Here is a 19,681-nt window from a genome sequence, read left to right on the forward strand (position 1 = left end):
TTAATTAACCCCCAAAGCGTCTATTGCAAGTTCTTGCCTACCAGCTTTTTTAAGTCCAGCTAATTTAATGAGTCCGGTAATATCCACAATAAGAGAGACCCGACCATCTCCTAAAATGGTAGCTCCGGAAACACCCTCTACTTTTTGATAATTAGCTTCTAGACTTTTAATCACAACTTGTTGCTGGGCGAGTAAATCATCAACGAGTAGGCCTACTTTTTGGTTATCACTCTCGACCACCACTAATAGGCCTTTATCTAACTCTTCGATTGCACCAGTATGATTAAAAATCTGATACAAGCGTAAAATAGGCACGTATTCATCACGCAATCGCAACACATCTAAACCACCGCCGACACTGTTCACTTTACTTGTGTCTACTTGCAAAGATTCAACGATAGAAATCAAAGGGATAATGTATGTGTGCTGGCCAATCGTTACTAATTGACCATCTAAAATAGCTAAAGTCAGAGGGAGTCTGATTGTGAAGGTTGAGCCGACACCTTGCTCTGATGTCACTTCTATTGAACCATTTAACGACAAAATATTTCGTCGCACGACATCCATGCCGACGCCTCGCCCTGAAATATCACTCACTTCATCGGCTGTTGAAAAACCTGGCATAAAAATGAGTTCATTAATTTGATCGTCAGTAAGTTCATCTGTTTCATTTATCAGCCCACTTTGCAGGGCTTTACTGCGTATTTTTTGCGTATTGAGCCCATTACCATCATCCATTATTTCAATAACAATGTTTCCGCCTTGATGGAATGAATTAAGGGTTACTTTTCCGACTGGGTTTTTTCCAGCCTTTATTCTGACATCTGGCGTTTCAAGTCCATGATCAAGAGAGTTTCTTACCAAATGAACCATAGGATCGGAGATTTTTTCCATCACCGTTTTATCAAGTTCTGTTTGCTCACCAAGTAATTTGAGCTCAACCTGTTTACCTAACTTTTGTGATGTATCACGCACTAATCTTGGAAAGCGACTAAAAACAAAACTAATGGGTAGCATACGAATTCGCATAACACTTTCTTGTAGGTCGCGAGTATTATGCGCAAGTTGGGCTAAACCTTCTTGTAGCGCCATAATTTTATTATCTGTAATTTCACCTTCGCCAAGCTGAGTTAACATAGCCTGAGTAATTACTAACTCTCCAACCATATTTATTAGAGAGTCAACTTTATCAATACTGACTCGAATCGAAGTAGATTCGGCAGCTTTTGCCGGTGCACTATTTTTAGATGAACTCGCTTCTGACTCAACTTTAGGTAAAGAAGAAGGTGGTTCTTTAGTTGTTTTATCGAAACTTCCCCCCTCAGATTTGACCTCTAAAACAGGTAAAATAGCGGGCTCATCATCTAATTCAAACAAACCACCACATACAGTAATTGCTAGTTCCGCATCATCTTCAACCCATTCAAAAACTTCTTTTACTCTTTGCTCTGACTCTGTGGTTTCAAGAAAAAATGTCCAAGATAAATAACAATCATCCGGTTGCATATCATGTATATTAGGCAAGTCTTCAATATTAGCCGTCACATCGAGAGAACCAAGTTCACTCAATTCACTAATCATGAATAAAGGCTCATTACCCGTTTTAAATAAATGATGGAATGGCTTAAATGAAATTTGTAACGTATCAATTGATACCGGAGAATCCGCAATGACTTGAACTGCTGCAGGCTTTGCTACAACCGCACCACTGCTATTATCTAGAATACGCTCAAACTCTTTACGAAGTGCGACTGATTGAGTAAGGTCTGGATCTTGCTCAGCCTGTAACCCTGAGAGCAACAATCTCAAGCAATCAACTGATTGCAGTAATAAATTTACATGTTCTGGTTCAAGTGTTCTTCTTCCATCTCTAATTTGATCGAGTAATGTCTCTAATACATGAGTAAAGTCAGCAACAGATGAAAAACCAAATGTACCGCTACCTCCCTTAATTGAATGGGCGGCTCGAAAAATTGTATTTATTGTTTCTGAGTCAAGATCACCAGGTTGCAAATTAAGCAACTCAGACTCCATTGTATCTAACCCTTCAAAGCTTTCCTCAAAGAAAACTTCAAAAAACTGGCTGAGATCGATACTCATAATCGCTCCTTGCTAACGAATTACTTTTTTAATTACCGCTAACAATTGCTCCGGATTAAAAGGCTTTACAATCCAACCAGTTGCACCTGCAGCCTTCCCTTCTGTTTTTTTGTCTAAACCGGATTCAGTAGTCAACATTAACATTGGGGTAAATTTATATTCCGGTAATGCCCGTAGTTCACGGATTAAAGTAATCCCATCCATAATAGGCATATTTACATCGGAAATAACTGCATCAAATGTTGCTTGCTTTGCAATCGCTAAAGCTTCACTACCGTCTTTGGCTTCTGTAACATCAAAACCAGCTTTTTTTAATGTGAAGCCAACCATCTGACGCATTGACGCAGAATCATCGACTGCCAAGATTTTTTTCATATCGACCCCATTTTATATTTGTTCAAGTGATAGGAACTCTGAAACACCCAGAGTCTTAGCTGAGGATAGTAATGCTTTGCTATTACCATGCCATTGAATCTGATGATCTGTTGAGAGCAAATGCTTTTGTAAAACACACAGCAACTGAATTGAAGCAGTATCTGCTTGAGAGACTTTTGATATATCAAAAATGATGTCTCTGCCATCATTTAACATTTCAATTATTGATTGATAAAATGTATTAATATTGTTGATTACTAGCTCTTCTGGCAATTGATGCATGAAAACTCAATCCTTGTATATCATCTAGTTAAAAGCTTAGACGCTCATAATTGATTTGCCACAAAAATGATAAATTTTTTAACTGCGAATCATAAATTTAGGGTTCAATAGCAAGAAAGAAACAAGGCCATTTATCACAAATAAATGGCCTTGAATGAAGGAAATATAAGGGCTATAAACGAAGTTTAATAAAAGCGGGCTATTTTCTTGAAGTCGTCAATTAATTGGTCCGTATTAATTGTTGGAATTGTATTTGGGGCAAATTCAGGTTTAAAAATAGCGCGAAGCTGCCCCTTTGCATCAATCAGAGCTATAGATGCACTGTGATCAACGCTGTATTGAGTTAATTTACTATCAGCCATGGCATACATTAAGCCTATATCCCTAACGAACGGAAAAAGCTTAGGATGATCAGCTGTCGCGGCAATAAATTCAGGATCAAAATATTGAGTATAAAGCTTGAGCTTTTCACTATTGTCACGATTAGGATCAACGGATACAAACCACACCTTAACTGGAAACTCCGATGATAAAGAACGCTTAACTTGTTGCAACTTCGCCAACGTCATCGGGCAAATATCCGGACAGCTCGTATAACCTAAAAATAAAAAGTTCCAGCTCCCAATTAATGCCTCATTAGAAATGATTTGACCGTTCTGGTTAGTTAATTCAAATGGTTTTAATTGTTTGGCATTTTCATAAACTAATGCTTGGGTAATGGGAGGCTCTTTTTGACAGCCCGTTAAAGATATTAAAACAGCACTCATAATAACTAAAAATATAAAACGCATTAAAATAACCACTTATCTATAAATAACCCAATAAATAGTAACATTAATTGCCATATTGAATACTTAAAAAGATCCATAGCACTGTTAACTGCAGGCCTAAATTTCAACATAAAAGCTTTAAAGATAAATAAACCATTAAGTACACACGCTACAGCCAAATAAAACCAACTCGACATGCCGATTAAATAAGGTATGAGGCAAACAATACCGAGTAAAATGGAATATGACAAAATACATGTTTTACAGAACTCTATTCCATGAGTTACAGGTAACATAGGAATTTTTGCCCTGGCATAATCATCGCGGCGATGAATCGCTAAAGCCCAAAAATGTGGAGGAGTCCAAGTAAAAATTATCATCACTAATAACCAAGGTTCTGCGGCTAATTGCCCTGTTTCAGAGACCCAGCCAAGTAATGGAGGCATTGCGCCTGCTAATCCTCCAATGACAATATTTTGTGGTGTCGCACGTTTTAAAAACAACGTATAAACGACCGCATAACCAACCAATGCAAACAAAGTCAACATTGCGGTCAGTAAGTTAGCCACTTCCAATAATAAGAAAAAACCAATAACACCAATTGCTAAAGCAAAAATAGCCGCACTTTTTCTGCTTACCCGCCCTTTAACAACAGGTCGGTGACGGGTGCGTGCCATTTTCCCATCAATTTCTCTATCTACTAAATGATTAATGACAGCAGCGCTACTCGATAATAAACCTATTCCAAGCAAGGTAAAAAACTGCACCGCAATACTTCGTGGCACTAACAAGTCTGGTGCCAATGCTAAACCAACCCATGCTGTTAGTACTAATAAAGCAACAACCTTAATTTTGCATAACTCTAAATAATCATTCACCATGAAAAAGAATGGCAATCGAGTCTTCAATAATTTTTGCTTTGGGATAGCTAAATTCATTATTTTTGTATCCTTATTAACTGTGTACTTTAATGTAATAACTTAAGCGGATAACACTTAATAGCAGAGCCGCAGCCATTAAGTTATGGGCCAAAGCGACTGATATAGGAAACTGAAGTAATACCAAAACAACACCTAATGTCAGCTGCGCAATCAATGCACATAAAACAGTTAAAACACATTGTTTGATTTTGCTTGAATAACTATGGATCCAAATACGGTAAAGCGCCCATAAAATAATTATGGTTGTAATTGCAGCCCAAAAACGATGTAACAAATGAATCGACATTCTGGCCTCATAAGAAAGGACTCCATATTCATAATTGCTTTGGGACATCGGAAGCTGAAATACTTCCCACAATGAGAAATGCTGCATCGATTCTGGCCCACACAATGGAAAGTCAGCACAATGTGAAGCTGCATAGTTAGCAGCTAACCAACCTCCTAATGCAATCTGGACAAGTAGTACTATTAATGCCAGTATCGTAGCAAAATATTGAGGCCTTGCGCCTTCATCCCCACCAGGAATTGGTTTGCTACAAAGTCGTAAATACAATAAACCTGTTAAGCTAAAAATAGCAAAACCACCCAGTAGATGCCCCATCACTATCAAAGGCTGTAATTGCATTGTTACAGTTAACATACCAAGAGCGGCTTGAAAAATAACTAAAACGACTAAAAACCAAGGTAAACGTGTCGGTACTATATTTCTTTTATTTAACAGCAATGCACCAATTGCAATCACTAAAATTAAAACACCTAATGCTCCCGCAAAATACCGATGAATCATTTCTTTCCATGCTTTTGCTGTTTCAAGCACCATACCTGGAAAGTTCTCGCTTAATACTTCCGAATGAATTTCATGATGGGGCACAGTCAAAAAACCATAACAACCAGGCCAATCAGGACAACCCAACCCAGCATCACTCAAACGAGTGTAAGCTCCCAGCCCAACTACACATATAGAAAAAAAACAACAGATTAACACTAAATTTTTATATTTTTTAATCATGTTAACACCCTTATATTTAGCTGCTTCTTGCATAGTTAAGCAGCTTTTTAATATCGCTTAGCATTCCTTTAAAAACCGGTTTATTTAAATTCTCCTGAGCAGAGAATGGGTAACTCAATACAACCAACCCCATATGATCAACTAAATATATCTCATCAGAAATTAAATCATCTTGATTGACTACTTGAATGGGAATGGCAAGATCAGTCTTAATATTACGACTCAGTAGCATAACCCCAACATGTTCACTTTTTTTTCCAAGCGCTAATTGGACATTTTTAACCGATTCTAATTGGTTTTTGCAAAAATCATCACAGCCACTTTGACTCACAACCACCATTGTCCATAGATAGCCATTCGGATTTTGCCAGTTCTGAATGTGGGTTTCCTTGTTTACTAATTGGCCTTTATTTACTGTATGATCAGGCAACCAGCCCAGCCGCAATACAATGGCAGCAATTAAAAATGGTGATATAAAACATGCTATAAAGAGAATCGGTATTTTCTTACTTTTCATTAGCAACCTCTTTTTTTGCTGCATAAAAAAATATAACAAGGGCCGCAAAACCAATTAAGCACCACTGCACAGCGTAGGCATAATGCTTTTGTGGTGACATAACAACCGGCTGATAATGTGGTGTTGCGCCAGCTATTGCATCTTGGGCATAAACCATAAAGGGTAACAACTCTGCTGATACAGATAATTCTAATTGTTGTAAATCAATAAACTGAATTCGCTTTGGCCAATGATCCGTTTTCTCAGCTTTACTCGATAAATAGAAACCAGCCAAGTCACCAGCTTTGATGACAGCATTAGATAGCAGTATCTGCTCAGGTAAAACAATGGCAGGTAACTCAGAGCGAAGATGTGATGCTGGGGTCCAACCTAGATTAACTAATAGGTACTTATCTATGTCAGTTACTTTCACTAAAACTAATAAATCATACCCAACCTGACCATTTAAGGTACGGTTATCGAGTAGCCAATAACGCTGCTTATCAACCTGACCAGCAAAGCTAACAAGCACACCATTTTTATCCACTTTACTTGGTAACTCGAGAACACTTTTTAGACTCATGACACCTTGCAAAGCTTTCTCATTGAGATAATTGAGCTTATATTGTTTTGTAGTACCGCGTTGTAATTGCCAATACGCTAACGCTAAACAAGTGCCAACTATTACAACAGCAACCAATAACGCAAATGGTGAAAAGTAAACTGTTTGCTTTTTTAATTTGATATCCATAAACACCTTAGGAAAGCTCATGGTCATTAAAGCTATTATTGTTTTATTATTAATGTTTATTATTTTCAATCTATTTAAAGCACTGGTTATTATGATGAAAGGCGACCCAGAAGCACCGAGCATGTCAACGTTTCTAGGCCGACGAGTATTCATCTCTGTTGCTGTTCTTGTTTTTGTTGTTATCGCCTTAAGTTTAGGCTGGATAACGCCACACCAAACGCCATTTACAGCACATAAACAAATACAAACAGACACAACCAAACCACATCAACAAAGTGCCAATACCAAGCAGCTGCCTGAAAAGCAAAATGATTCTTTGGAGTAAAGTGGCCTTTAAATATACGAACTAACATAATCAAAAGTAATAAGCTCCCAATCGATACATGCATACCGTGAAAGCCCGTTAATAGAAAAAATGTATTACCATAAATACCGGCATCAAGGGTTAAGCCCAATTCAGTATAGGCGTGAATATATTCCTCTACTTGCAAACCTACAAAAGCGATGCCAAGCAGAACCGTAATGGCGAGGAATATTTTCAGTTGAGTTCTTTTATTTGTCTCTAATGCTTGTTGTGCAAAATGCACAGTAACTGAAGAGGTTAAAAGCACTATCGTATTTACTAACGGTAAACCAAACCAACCCATGGCTTGAGTTGTTTCTCCTGATGGCGTTGTCAGCAGCGGCCAGACAGCTTCAAAGGAAGGCCATAACACTTCATTGGTCATCGCATTATTGCTAGCTCCACCAAGCCAAGGTACTGATAGCATCCGAGCGTAAAATAATGCTCCAAAAAAAGCACAGAAAAACATCACTTCGGAAAAGATAAACCAACTCATTCCTTGGCGAAAAGATTGATCCATCTGTTTAGAATATAAACCAGCATCAGATTCAGCAATTACATTTTTAAACCAACCAAATAGCATAAAAATAATGGTGAAAATACCGACATACAATAAGTAATGCGTGAAGCCCGAAGGTTCTGCTTTGGTAGAGTTAATAACAGTACTTGCAGCGCCTACAGCAATAAAAAATAATCCAATAGCTCCAACAATCGGCCAAGGACTTTGCGCTGGTACGTAATAATGTTCATATTCTTGTTTCATTAACAGTCTCCTTTGGAGGGGTTGATACTGCTTGCTGAACTTGTTCGCTAATATCAAAAACGGTGTAAGATAATGTTAATTCTTCAAACTTGTAAGGAAGTGCTGTGTCTACATAAAAGATAAGTGCAAGTTCAGCTTCTTCACCTGCCGATAAAGGTTGCTGATTAAAACAAAAACATTCTATTTTATGTAAATATTTAGCGGCCAAACCAGGAGAAACCGATGGTATAGCCTGCATTACTCGGTTTGTATCACTGATATTTTTCGCACTAAAAATCACTTTATGCATCGCACCTGGTTGAACACTTACCCTTTGGGTGTTCGCAGAAACTTCAAATGGAGCAAGCCCTTGAATATGAGTTATAAACCCAACATCAACGACTCTACTTTTATCGACCTCAGTACTGACACTCGCTTGATCTAATGAAGGTTTACCATTTAAACCTGTCACCTCACAAAAAACGTCATACAAAGGAACTAACGCAAAAGCAAACCCAAACATACCAAGTGAAACTAATAGTAGTTTTTTTAGTAACTTAGAATGAGTAGTGGCCATTATTTTATAACCGGTGGTGTTTCAAATGTGTGGTAAGGTGCTGGTGATGGAATTTCCCATTCTAAACCTTGAGCACCCTCCCAAACTTGAGGAGTGGCTTTTTCACCACCTCTAATACATTTAAAAACAACCCAAACAAATAGCAGCTGAGATAAACCAAAAGCAAAGCCACCAATACTAATAATTGCATTAAAATCAGCAAATTGAAGAGCGTAATCAGGGATCCTTCTTGGCATACCAGCGAGACCTACAAAATGCATAGGGAAAAACAGCACATTGACACTAATGAGTGACAGCCAAAAATGTGTTTTCGCCAATCCCTCATGATACATATTGCCAGTCCATTTCGGTAACCAATAATAAGCAGCTGCCATGATTGAAAAAACCGCGCCAGTCACTAAAACATAATGAAAGTGAGCAACAACAAAATATGTATCGTGATACTGAAAATCTGCAGGTGTAATAGCGAGCATCAACCCTGAAAATCCCCCTATGGTGAACAACACAATAAACGCCACACTAAACAACATAGGTACTTCAAAACTAATTGAACCACGCCACATAGTGGCGACCCAATTAAAAACTTTTACGCCGGTCGGAACAGAAATCAGCATAGTGCTATACATAAAAAATAATTCACCCGCCAGTGGCATTCCGGTGGTAAACATATGGTGTGCCCAAACGATAAAGGATAAAAAGGCGATAGAACCAGTTGCATAAACCATTGATGCATAACCGAATAATGGTTTACGAGAGAAGGTAGGTACAATAGAAGAGATAATGCCAAAAGCAGGTAGTATCATGATATAAACTTCTGGGTGACCAAAAAACCAGAAAATATGCTGGAACATCACAGGATCACCGCCACCCATAGCATTAAAAAAGCTAGTACCAAAATATTTATCAGTCAGAACCATTGTAACGGCACCAGCCAATACTGGCATGACAGCGATTAGTAAAAAGGCAGTAATCAACCACGTCCATACAAACAAAGGTAATTTCATCCAAGTCATACCTGGAGCGCGTAAATTAACAATAGTTACAATGACATTTATAGCCCCCATAATTGAGCTAATGCCCATAATATGAATAGCGAAAACAAAAAAGGCAGTATTATCGTTACTATAAGTAGTTGAAAGCGGAGCATAAAATGTCCAACCGAAATTAGGACCACCTCCCTCCATAAACAACGACATTAATAAAATAGTAAAAGCAAAAGGTAGAATCCAAAAGCTCCAGTTGTTCATTCTTGGCAATGCCATATCAGGAGCCCCTATCATCATTGGGATCATCCAATTAGCTAAACCAGTAAATGCAGGCATAACTGCACCAAAAACCATAATAAGGCCATGAACTGTAGTCATTTGATTAAAAAAGTTTGGCTCGACTAGCTGTAATCCGGGTTGAAATAGCTCAGCCCTGATCACCATAGCCATTGCACCACCAATTAAAAACATCAATAAAGAAAATAATAAATAGAGCGTACCAATATCTTTATGGTTAGTAGTAAACAGCCAGCGCTTTATTCCAGAGGCTGCATGGGAGGTATGTTCATGATTATGCGCGATTGTAGTCATTATTATTTTTCCTCAATTCTGCTTTGCACATCATTTGGTTGAATTACATCACCCGTATTATTATCCCAAGCATTGCGCTCGTAGGTGATAACCGCGGCAAGTTGCTTAAGTGAAAGCTGTTTTAAATAAGATTGCATTGCCGTACCTGGCTTACCGTGAATCACTATATCTATATGATCATTAATTGGACCTGTAGCAATAATACTACCTTTTAATGCAGGAAAAACACCGCCTAATCCCATACCTGTTGGTTGGTGGCAAGCAGCACAATTTGCCATATAGACCTGTTCACCGAGTGACATAAGCTCATCTTTATTAAGTGTTTGGCCTAATAATTTTTGCTCGTCAGCCGCTGCAGTCGCTTTCTCATTTTTTGCATTAAGCAACCAATTATCAAAATCTTCTGGTGCTTTTGCTTCAACAACAATTGGCATAAAACCATGATCTTTTCCACAAAGTTCAGCGCATTGACCTCGATAAATACCAACCTCATTAACACGGGTCCACGCTTCATTTATAAAACCTGGGTTTGCATCTTTCTTAACAGCAAAGGCAGGTACCCACCAAGAATGAATAACATCATCAGAAGTCATTAAAAAGCGGACTTTGCGGTCAGTCGGAATTACTAAGGGTTTATCAACTTCGAGTAGGTAAGTGTTTTGCTTCTCTGCTCGATCATGAATTTGGTCTTGTGAAGTGGCAAGTATTGAATAAAAACCAACATCATGAGAAAGATACTCATAATGCCATTTCCATTGTGAACCAGTAATCTTGATCGTCAGATCAGCCTTACTGGTATCTTCCATAGCAATTAATGTTTTAGTTGCAGGAATAGCCATACCAATCAATATAACAAAAGGAATAGCTGTCCAGAGGATCTCAACTTTTGTACTCTCATGAAATTGGGCTGCTACAGCTCCTTTTGATTTTCTATGGTGGATTAAAGCCCAGAACATAGCAGCAAAAACAATCACTCCTATCACGCAGCATATTATGAAAATTGTCATATGAAGGTTGTAAACGTTTTCGCTTATGTCAGTTACACCCGTTGTCATATTGTATTTCGATTGAGCAAATACATTAAAAGGCAACAGTAACATAAGGAAAAAGGACTTAGAGGCCTTTCCCATGTGGTACTCCTTTGGCAAGTTGTAAACACAACGAAAATTACGATACATCCTGTAATTTCATCATTATTATTATTTATTAATGTTATAGGGCTGTTTTTTGAACAACAGTAATAAAAAACTAGACAAGGAATAAGGAATAGGCAAGAACGAGAGATAATAAAATGTTAATAGTAGAAGTTGATATGATTAAAATATTAAATTATAACAACTTCTTTGATAATAAATCTTGATACGAACAATCAAATAAGTTGTTTACATAAAATCTGAATTTCTAATCACACCAACAGCAAGACCTTCAATATCAAGAGATTCTTTAGATAAATCAACAATTATAGGTTGGAATTCGTCATTTTCAGCATGAAGGTAAACTTTTCGCCCTTTTTGCTCAAAACGTTTGACCGTAACATCCTCACCAACACGGGCAACCACAACTTGGCCATTACGTGCTACTGTAGCGCGATGAACAGCAAGGAGATCCCCGTCCATAATGCCAATGTCCTTCATGCTCATCCCTTGAACACGTAACAAAAAATCTGCCGCTGGTTTAAATAGTAATGGATCTACATGATAGTGACTTTCAATATGTTCTTGCGCTAAGATCGGTTCGCCTGCAGCAACTCGGCCAATCAGTGGTAAACCTAATTGTTCTGGTTCATCCTCTTCAACCAGCTTTAAACCACGACTAGCACCAGGAACCATCTCAATAAAGCCTTTCTTAGCTAAAGCTTTTAAGTGTTCCTCAGCAGCATTTGCACTTTTAAAGCCAAGAGTATTTGCTATTTCAGCCCGAGTTGGAGGCATACCAGTATCTTTGATAAACACTTTAATCAACTCAAGAATTTGAGCTTGTCTGCTTGTTAATGGCCTCATAATCAAGAACTCCACCAGAATAGTATACTGTGATTATATACAGCTAAAAATAAATGGCAAACATATAAATAACAAACTTAATATTTTTAATATTGATCATGGATAAAATCGAGAAGGAATGAATTAGCTGTAAAATATTTTTATTCCAAACGCAAAAAAGCCTCTGATTTCTCAGAGGCTTTCTTTGAATTGGGAGCCTGGCGATGTCCTACTCTCACATGGGTAACCCCACACTACCATCGGCGCTGTTTCGTTTCACTACTGAGTTCGGAATGGGATCAGGTGGGTCCAAAACGCTATTGTCACCAAGCAAATCTGGTTCGTTAATCGCCTTGGCAATTAACTAAAATTCGGAAGGCTGATTTCAAATTCGTCTACTTCAGTGCTATTTAACTTCTTGCTTGTTCTTCAGTGCTTCATACAAACCACTTTGGCGTTGTATGGTTAAGCCTCACGGGTAATTAGTATTGGTTAGCTTAACGCCTCACAGCGCTTCCACACCCAACCTATCAACGTTGTAGTCTCCAACGGCCCTTCAGAGAGCTTATAGCTCTAGTGAGAACTCATCTCGAGGCTCGCTTCGCGCTTAGATGCTTTCAGCGCTTATCGATTCCGAACGTAGCTACCGGGCAGTGCCATTGGCATGACAACCCGAACACCAGCGGTTCGTTCACTCCGGTCCTCTCGTACTAGGAGCAACCCCTCTCAATTCTCAAACGCCCACGGCAGATAGGGACCGAACTGTCTCACGACGTTCTAAACCCAGCTCGCGTACCACTTTAAATGGCGAACAGCCATACCCTTGGGACCGACTTCAGCCCCAGGATGTGATGAGCCGACATCGAGGTGCCAAACACCGCCGTCGATATGAACTCTTGGGCGGTATCAGCCTGTTATCCCCGGAGTACCTTTTATCCGTTGAGCGATGGCCCTTCCATTCAGAACCACCGGATCACTATGACCTACTTTCGTACCTGCTCGACTTGTCCGTCTCGCAGTTAAGCTTGCTTCTACCATTACACTAACCGTACGATGTCCGACCGTACTTAGCAAACCTTCGTGCTCCTCCGTTACTCTTTAGGAGGAGACCGCCCCAGTCAAACTACCCACCAGGCACTGTCCGCAATCCCGATTAGGGACCTACGTTAGAACATCAAAACTACAAGGGTGGTATTTCAAGGACGACTCCACAAGAACTAGCGTTCCTGCTTCAAAGTCTCCCACCTATCCTACACATGTAGGTTCAATGTTCAGTGCCAAGCTATAGTAAAGGTTCACGGGGTCTTTCCGTCTAGCCGCGGGTACACAGCATCTTCACTGCGATTTCAATTTCACTGAGTCTCGGGTGGAGACAGCGTGGCCATGATTACGCCATTCGTGCAGGTCGGAACTTACCCGACAAGGAATTTCGCTACCTTAGGACCGTTATAGTTACGGCCGCCGTTTACCGGGGCTTCGATCAAGAGCTTCGCGTTGCCGCTAACCCCATCAATTAACCTTCCGGCACCGGGCAGGCGTCACACCGTATACGTCATCTTGCGATTTTGCACAGTGCTGTGTTTTTAATAAACAGTTCCAGCCACCTGGTTACTGTGACTGCCAATAGCTCCGGGAGCAAGTCCCTTCACCATCAGCAGCGTACCTTCTCCCGAAGTTACGGTACTATTTTGCCTAGTTCCTTCACCCGAGTTCTCTCAAGCGCCTTAGTATTCTCTACCTGACCACCTGTGTCGGTTTGGGGTACGATTCTTCATGAACTGAAGCTTAGAGGATTTTCCTGGAAGTATGGCATCAACAACTTCACTACCGTAGTAGCTCGTCTCGTATCTCAGTCTTAAGGAAACCCGGATTTACCTAAGTCTCCAACCTACTTACTTTCACATGGACAACCAACGCCATGCCTGCCTAGCCTGCTCCGTCTCCCCATCGCATTCATGCCGAGTACGGGAATATTAACCCGTTTCCCATCGACTACGCGTTTCCGCCTCGCCTTAGGGGTCGACTCACCCTACCCTGATTAACATGGGATAGGAACCCTTGGTCTTCCGGCGTGGGAGTTTTTCACTCCCATTATCGTTACTTATGTCAGCATTCGCACTTCTGATACCTCCAGCAACCCTCTCGAATCACCTTCAACGGCTTACAGAACGCTCCCCTACCCCGCATACAAAGTACGCAGGCGCATCTTCGGTGGTATGTTTAGCCCCGTTACATCTTCCGCGCAGACCGACTCGACCAGTGAGCTATTACGCTTTCTTTAAAGGATGGCTGCTTCTAAGCCAACCTCCTGGCTGTCTGGGCCTTTCCACATCGTTTCCCACTTAACATACACTTTGGGACCTTAGATGGCGCTCTGGGTTGTTTCCCTCTTCACGACGGACGTTAGCACCCGCCGTGTGTCTCCCGGATAGTACTTTACGGTATTCGGAGTTTGCAAAGGGTTGGTAAGTCGGGATGACCCCCTAGCCTTAACAGTGCTCTACCCCCGTAAGTATTCGTCCGAGGCTCTACCTAAATAGATTTCGGGGAGAACCAGCTATCTCCCGGTTTGATTAGCCTTTCACTCCTAGCCACAAGTCATCCCCTAACTTTTCAACGTTAGTGGGTTCGGTCCTCCAGTTGATGTTACTCAACCTTCAACCTGCCCATGGCTAGATCACCGGGTTTCGGGTCTATACCTTGCAACTATACGCCCAGTTAAGACTCGGTTTCCCTACGGCTCCCCTAATTGGTTAACCTCGCTACAAAATATAAGTCGCTGACCCATTATACAAAAGGTACGCAGTCACACCACGAAGGTGCTCCTACTGCTTGTACGTACACGGTTTCAGGTTCTATTTCACTCCCCTCACAGGGGTTCTTTTCGCCTTTCCCTCACGGTACTGGTTCACTATCGGTCAGTTGGGAGTATTTAGCCTTGGAGGATGGTCCCCCCATATTCAGTCAAGATAACACGTGTCCCGACCTACTCGATTTCACTTACTATAGATTTTCGTGTACGGGGCTATCACCCTGTGCCGCTGTCCTTTCCAGAACATTCCACTAATCACAAATAAACTTAAGGGCTGCTCCGGTTTCGCTCGCCGCTACTTCCGGAATCTCGGTTGATTTCTTTTCCTACGGGTACTTAGATGTTTCAGTTCTCCGCGTTCGCCTCATATAGCTATGTATTCACTATATGATAGTGAGTAAACTCACTGGGTTTCCCCATTCGGAAATCCTAGTCTCAAGCGCCTTTTACTAGCTTGACTAGGCTTATCGCAAGTTAATACGTCCTTCATCGCCTCCAACTGCCAAGGCATCCACCGTGTACGCTTAGTCACTTAACCATACAACCCAAAATAGTTTGAGTTATACATAAAGGACTGATTTAAACTTCGCCAGAAGTTAAATATTGAATACTAAAGTAGACACCAATCACATCTTTCGATGCAAATGGCATAATTTTACTTTTGAAAACTCTTTCAAATCTTTCGATTCAAAGAATTTTTTCTATCAGCTTTCCAAATTTTTAAAGAGCAATATTAATTAAACAGCCTAAGCCGTTTAACTAACAATCATCTGTGTGGACACTGCGAACAAATCAGTTCTAAATCGTGATAAGGAGGTGATCAAGCCCCAGGTTCCCCTAGGGCTACCTTGTTACGACTTCACCCCAGTCATGAATCACACCGTGGTAACCGCCCTCCCGAAGGTTAAGCTAGCTACTTCTGGTGCAACCCACTCCCATGGTGTGACGGGCGGTGTGTACAAGGCCCGGGAACGTATTCACCGCAACATTCTGATTTGCGATTACTAGCGATTCCGACTTCATGGAGTCGAGTTGCAGACTCCAATCCGGACTACGACGAGCTTTAAGGGATTCGCTCACTATCGCTAGCTTGCTGCCCTCTGTACTCGCCATTGTAGCACGTGTGTAGCCCTACACGTAAGGGCCATGATGACTTGACGTCGTCCCCACCTTCCTCCGGTTTATCACCGGCAGTCTCCTTAGAGTTCCCGACATTACTCGCTGGCAACTAAGGATAGGGGTTGCGCTCGTTGCGGGACTTAACCCAACATCTCACAACACGAGCTGACGACAGCCATGCAGCACCTGTCTCAGAGTTCCCGAAGGCACAAAGCTATCTCTAGCGATTTCTCTGGATGTCAAGTGTAGGTAAGGTTCTTCGCGTTGCATCGAATTAAACCACATGCTCCACCGCTTGTGCGGGCCCCCGTCAATTCATTTGAGTTTTAACCTTGCGGCCGTACTCCCCAGGCGGTCTACTTAATGCGTTAGCTTTGAAAAAGTTGTCCGAGGACCCCAGCTTCTAGTAGACATCGTTTACGGCGTGGACTACCAGGGTATCTAATCCTGTTTGCTCCCCACGCTTTCGTACATGAGCGTCAGTGTTGACCCAGGTGGCTGCCTTCGCCATCGGTATTCCTTCAGATCTCTACGCATTTCACCGCTACACCTGAAATTCTACCACCCTCTATCACACTCTAGTTGACCAGTTCGAAATGCAGTTCCCAGGTTGAGCCCGGGGCTTTCACATCTCGCTTAATCAACCGCCTGCGTACGCTTTACGCCCAGTAATTCCGATTAACGCTCGCACCCTCCGTATTACCGCGGCTGCTGGCACGGAGTTAGCCGGTGCTTCTTCTGTCAGTAACGTCACAGCTACGTTCTATTAAAACGTAACCTTTCCTCCTGACTGAAAGTGCTTTACAACCCGAAGGCCTTCTTCACACACGCGGCATGGCTGCATCAGGCTTTCGCCCATTGTGCAATATTCCCCACTGCTGCCTCCCGTAGGAGTCTGGACCGTGTCTCAGTTCCAGTGTGGCTGATCATCCTCTCAAACCAGCTAGAGATCGTTGCCTTGGTGAGCCATTACCTCACCAACTAGCTAATCCCACTTGGGCCAATCTTTAGGCGTGAGGCCCGAAGGTCCCCCACTTTGGTCCGTAGACATCATGCGGTATTAGCAGTCGTTTCCAACTGTTGTCCCCCACCTAAAGGCATGTTCCCAAGCATTACTCACCCGTCCGCCGCTCGTCACCCAAGAAACAAGTTTCTCTGTGCTACCGCTCGACTTGCATGTGTTAGGCCTGCCGCCAGCGTTCAATCTGAGCCATGATCAAACTCTTCAATTAAAAGTTTTTAGTCTTTCGACTGCTCAATGAATTCTGATTTTTGTTTCCACAACCCTTAATAAAAAGAGAAAGTGAAATCAAATTGACTGTATAGCCACTCATTCATTATTGAGACTCTAAATTTTTTGCTTCATTCAAAACCGAAGTTTCGAACTAAGCTGTTAGAACTCAACCTGTACGAGTGCCCACACAGATGATTGCTTAAATTGTTAAAGAACGTTGCAGCGCCAACCCTAAGAGCTTGCTGCGAAGTGGAGCGCTATAGTAAACGTTTCACTTTTCAAGTCAACACTTAATTTTAAATTCTTTCGAAGCAAACTAAGTTTTATTTAACTCTCTGACTCAACCCTCATACCCCGCTAAGCGTGGTGTGCTGCCGTGTCAGTGGGGTCGCATTATAGGGCGGCGAACTTTTTTGGCAAGCGTTATTTTGCATAAATTTACGATTTATTTCACTTAGTTAGTCATACAGACTTAACACCACCTTACCCTCACCTTATTCACAAAAACCTGTGGATAACTTAACTCTTTGAACCTTTTAGATAAGACCTTACTAAAAATATGCAGGCGAAGTAATGCTGTTTTCTACTTAGCTGAGGTAAATATAATGATTAATGGGGTGTTTGAGTCTTATTGAAAAGAAGATGTATCGTTTATTAAAGTTTTATAAAGGAGGACTTGTATAAAAGCAGTGCTTTTATACAAGTTTTAAATACAGGCTCGCCCCCCACACCACAACAACCACTAATAAAGATAAAGTAACCGCTGCTGAGCCCATATCTTTCGCTCGACCTGACAATACATGGCGCTCGGTACCTACACGGTCAGTCAATGCTTCAATAGCTGAATTAAGCATTTCAACAATAAGCACTAAAATCAAAGTACTCACTAAGCCAGCCCAATGCAGTATATTGTCCGCTAACCAAAAAGAAGCTGGAAACATCACTAACGCCAATCCTAATTCTTGACGAAATGCTGCCTCTTCTTTTATTGCTGCTTTAAAACCAAGGTAAGAGCAATAGGTTGCTTTAAATACTCGCTGAAAGCCACCACCATTGGGTTTATTAACTTCACTCATTTATTTTTCTCTTTAAATTAAAAACCCTGCTATTGCAGGGTTTCAAAGTTAGGCTACGCCGTACTGCTCTCGATACGCTTTGACTGCTGCCAAATGCGCATCCATAGTACCTTGCTGTTCAAGGTATGAAATTAGGTCGGCTAGTTTAACTATCGATATTACCTGAGTATTGAAGTCTCGTTCGACTTCTTGGATTGCTGAAAGTTCAGCTTTTCCTTTCTCTTGGCGATCAAGTGCTATTAATACACCCGATAACTCTGCACCACTGGCTTGAATAATCTCCATTGATTCACGAATGGCGGTACCTGCGGTAATCACATCGTCAACTAACATGATTTTACCAACCAACGCAGAACCAACTAACGACCCACCTTCGCCATGTGTTTTAGCTTCTTTACGATTAAAACAATAAGGTACATCTTTATTATGATGATCAGCTAATGCCACTGCGGTTGTCGTTGCAATTGGGATACCTTTATAAGCAGGACCAAATAATACATCGTAAGCAATGCCCGCATCTTCTAATGCTGCGGCATAAAAACGACCCAAACGAGCAAGATCACGGCCTGTATTAAATAAACCAGCATTAAAAAAATACGGACTTGTACGACCCGATTTTAAAGTGAACTCACCAAACTTTAAAACCTGCTTTTCAAGAGCAAATTCTATAAACTCGATTTGATAATCTTTCATTTTAAACCTTTTAATTACGCTAATGTTTGCTTTTGAATATCGATAATTTCGCGGATCGAATGCTTAGCTAAAGTAAGTAATTGATCTAACTCTTCAAAAGAGAATGGTTCTGCCTCAGCTGTACCTTGCACTTCAATGAGTTTACCGGTTTCAGTCATGATCACGTTCATATCCGTTTCAGCGGCTGAATCTTCAACATATTCTAAATCTGTGATTGGTTCACCTTTATAGATACCAACTGAAATCGCTGCAATCATATATTTAAGTGGGTTGGTATTAATCATACCTTTAGCGCGCATATGAGTTAATGCATCAACCAAAGCAACACATGCACCACTAATTGAAGCGGTACGCGTACCACCGTCAGCCTGAATAACATCACAATCAATAGTAATTGTGTTTTCACCTAAGGCTTTTAAATCAACCGCAGCACGTAAAGAGCGAGCGATTAAGCGCTGGATTTCCATAGTACGGCCACTTTGCTTGCCGCGAGCTGCTTCACGATCACAACGAGTATGCGTCGAACGAGGTAACATACCATATTCAGCAGTAATCCAACCTTTGCCTTGGCCTTTCATAAAACGAGGCACACCAGCTTCCACGGTTGCGGTACATAAAACTTTGGTATTGCCAAATTCAACTAAAACAGACCCTTCAGCATGAAGAGTATAATTTCTAGTAAAGGTAACTGGTCGAATCTGGTTTAGTGTTCTTTCACTTGGACGCATCATCTTTTCTCTAATCGATAAATTTGCCACATTATAGAATGTTTGACCGCTAACACGCTATTACCAATTTAAAAACT

At 41.1% G+C, this 19,681-nt stretch carries 17 protein-coding genes and 3 rRNA genes; 1 reads left to right on the forward strand and 19 read right to left on the reverse strand.

What is annotated here, in order from left to right; all coding sequences use genetic code 11:
- The 8 genes from PTUN_RS16060 to PTUN_RS16095 all read right to left on the reverse strand — a co-directional run bounded on the left by PTUN_RS16060 (window position 1) and on the right by PTUN_RS16095 (window position 6,724).
- On the reverse strand, window positions 1-2,100 hold the full coding sequence (locus tag PTUN_RS16060; protein WP_009840619.1) for a chemotaxis protein CheA: 2,100 nt from the start codon (window positions 2,098-2,100) through the stop codon (window positions 1-3).
- Window positions 2,101-2,112: 12 nt separating this feature from the next.
- Window positions 2,113-2,475, reverse strand: a complete 363-nt coding sequence (locus PTUN_RS16065; RefSeq protein WP_009840620.1) for a response regulator — start codon at window positions 2,473-2,475, stop codon at window positions 2,113-2,115.
- Window positions 2,476-2,487: 12 nt separating this feature from the next.
- A complete protein-coding gene (locus tag PTUN_RS16070; RefSeq protein ID WP_009840621.1) occupies window positions 2,488-2,757 on the reverse strand; it encodes an STAS domain-containing protein in 270 nt (89 codons plus the stop codon).
- Window positions 2,758-2,942: 185 nt separating this feature from the next.
- Window positions 2,943-3,548, reverse strand: a complete 606-nt coding sequence (locus tag PTUN_RS16075; RefSeq protein ID WP_009840622.1) for an SCO family protein — start codon at window positions 3,546-3,548, stop codon at window positions 2,943-2,945.
- Window positions 3,548-4,408 (reverse strand): heme o synthase, encoded by an 861-nt coding sequence (gene cyoE / locus PTUN_RS16080; protein ID WP_009840623.1) that lies wholly within the window; start codon window positions 4,406-4,408, stop codon window positions 3,548-3,550. The genes PTUN_RS16075 and cyoE overlap by 1 nt, the downstream gene beginning before the upstream one ends.
- Before the next feature lie 73 nt (window positions 4,409-4,481).
- Window positions 4,482-5,477, reverse strand: coding sequence for a COX15/CtaA family protein (locus tag PTUN_RS16085; RefSeq protein WP_040644361.1), 996 nt, complete (start codon window positions 5,475-5,477; stop codon window positions 4,482-4,484).
- A gap of 16 nt (window positions 5,478-5,493) precedes the next feature.
- Window positions 5,494-5,994 (reverse strand): hypothetical protein, encoded by a 501-nt coding sequence (locus tag PTUN_RS16090; protein WP_009840625.1) that lies wholly within the window; start codon window positions 5,992-5,994, stop codon window positions 5,494-5,496.
- Complete coding sequence (locus PTUN_RS16095; protein WP_009840626.1) at window positions 5,984-6,724, reverse strand: SURF1 family protein; 741 nt, start codon at window positions 6,722-6,724, stop codon at window positions 5,984-5,986. Before PTUN_RS16095 ends, PTUN_RS16090 begins: the two co-directional genes overlap by 11 nt.
- 19 nt (window positions 6,725-6,743) lie before the next feature.
- Between PTUN_RS16095 and PTUN_RS16100 the strand changes: the two genes are divergently transcribed.
- Window positions 6,744-7,049: a DUF2909 domain-containing protein gene (locus PTUN_RS16100; protein ID WP_083781316.1), complete on the forward strand. Its 306-nt coding sequence runs from the start codon at window positions 6,744-6,746 to the stop codon at window positions 7,047-7,049.
- Here the strand turns inward: PTUN_RS16100 and PTUN_RS16105 are convergent.
- The 11 genes from PTUN_RS16105 to rph all read right to left on the reverse strand — a co-directional run bounded on the left by PTUN_RS16105 (window position 6,949) and on the right by rph (window position 19,604).
- Window positions 6,949-7,830: a cytochrome c oxidase subunit 3 gene (locus PTUN_RS16105; protein WP_009840628.1), complete on the reverse strand. Its 882-nt coding sequence runs from the start codon at window positions 7,828-7,830 to the stop codon at window positions 6,949-6,951. The two genes, PTUN_RS16100 and PTUN_RS16105, sit on opposite strands and share 101 nt — an antisense overlap.
- Window positions 7,814-8,386, reverse strand: a complete 573-nt coding sequence (locus PTUN_RS16110; protein ID WP_009840629.1) for a cytochrome c oxidase assembly protein — start codon at window positions 8,384-8,386, stop codon at window positions 7,814-7,816. Before PTUN_RS16110 ends, PTUN_RS16105 begins: the two co-directional genes overlap by 17 nt.
- Window positions 8,386-9,963 carry a cytochrome c oxidase subunit I gene (ctaD, locus tag PTUN_RS16115; protein WP_009840630.1) on the reverse strand — a complete coding sequence of 526 codons (1,578 nt, stop codon included), beginning with the start codon at window positions 9,961-9,963 and terminating at the stop codon, window positions 8,386-8,388. Before ctaD ends, PTUN_RS16110 begins: the two co-directional genes overlap by 1 nt.
- A 2-nt stretch (window positions 9,964-9,965) precedes the next feature.
- Complete coding sequence (coxB, locus tag PTUN_RS16120) at window positions 9,966-11,093, reverse strand: cytochrome c oxidase subunit II (protein WP_040644343.1); 1,128 nt, start codon at window positions 11,091-11,093, stop codon at window positions 9,966-9,968.
- Between the two features lie 252 nt (window positions 11,094-11,345).
- A complete protein-coding gene (gene lexA, locus PTUN_RS16125; RefSeq protein WP_009840632.1) occupies window positions 11,346-11,963 on the reverse strand; it encodes a transcriptional repressor LexA in 618 nt (205 codons plus the stop codon).
- A gap of 195 nt (window positions 11,964-12,158) precedes the next feature.
- Window positions 12,159-12,273 (reverse strand): 5S ribosomal RNA (gene rrf / locus PTUN_RS16130).
- 130 nt (window positions 12,274-12,403) lie between these two features.
- Window positions 12,404-15,292, reverse strand: a 23S ribosomal RNA gene (locus PTUN_RS16135).
- Between the two features lie 271 nt (window positions 15,293-15,563).
- Window positions 15,564-17,105 (reverse strand): 16S ribosomal RNA (locus PTUN_RS16140).
- Together the 16S, 23S and 5S rRNA genes form the textbook arrangement of a ribosomal RNA operon.
- A gap of 697 nt (window positions 17,106-17,802) precedes the next feature.
- Entirely contained in the window at window positions 17,803-18,183 is a 381-nt protein-coding gene (locus PTUN_RS16145; protein ID WP_009840633.1) for a diacylglycerol kinase, read from the reverse strand.
- Between the two features lie 48 nt (window positions 18,184-18,231).
- Window positions 18,232-18,876 (reverse strand): orotate phosphoribosyltransferase, encoded by a 645-nt coding sequence (gene pyrE / locus PTUN_RS16150; RefSeq protein WP_009840634.1) that lies wholly within the window; start codon window positions 18,874-18,876, stop codon window positions 18,232-18,234.
- A 14-nt stretch (window positions 18,877-18,890) separates the two neighbouring features.
- Entirely contained in the window at window positions 18,891-19,604 is a 714-nt protein-coding gene (gene rph, locus PTUN_RS16155; RefSeq protein ID WP_009840635.1) for a ribonuclease PH, read from the reverse strand.
- Window positions 19,605-19,681 lie beyond the last annotated feature (77 nt).

Origin of the sequence: Pseudoalteromonas tunicata, assembly GCF_002310815.1 — a bacterium.
Lineage (GTDB): Bacteria > Pseudomonadota > Gammaproteobacteria > Enterobacterales > Alteromonadaceae > Pseudoalteromonas > Pseudoalteromonas tunicata.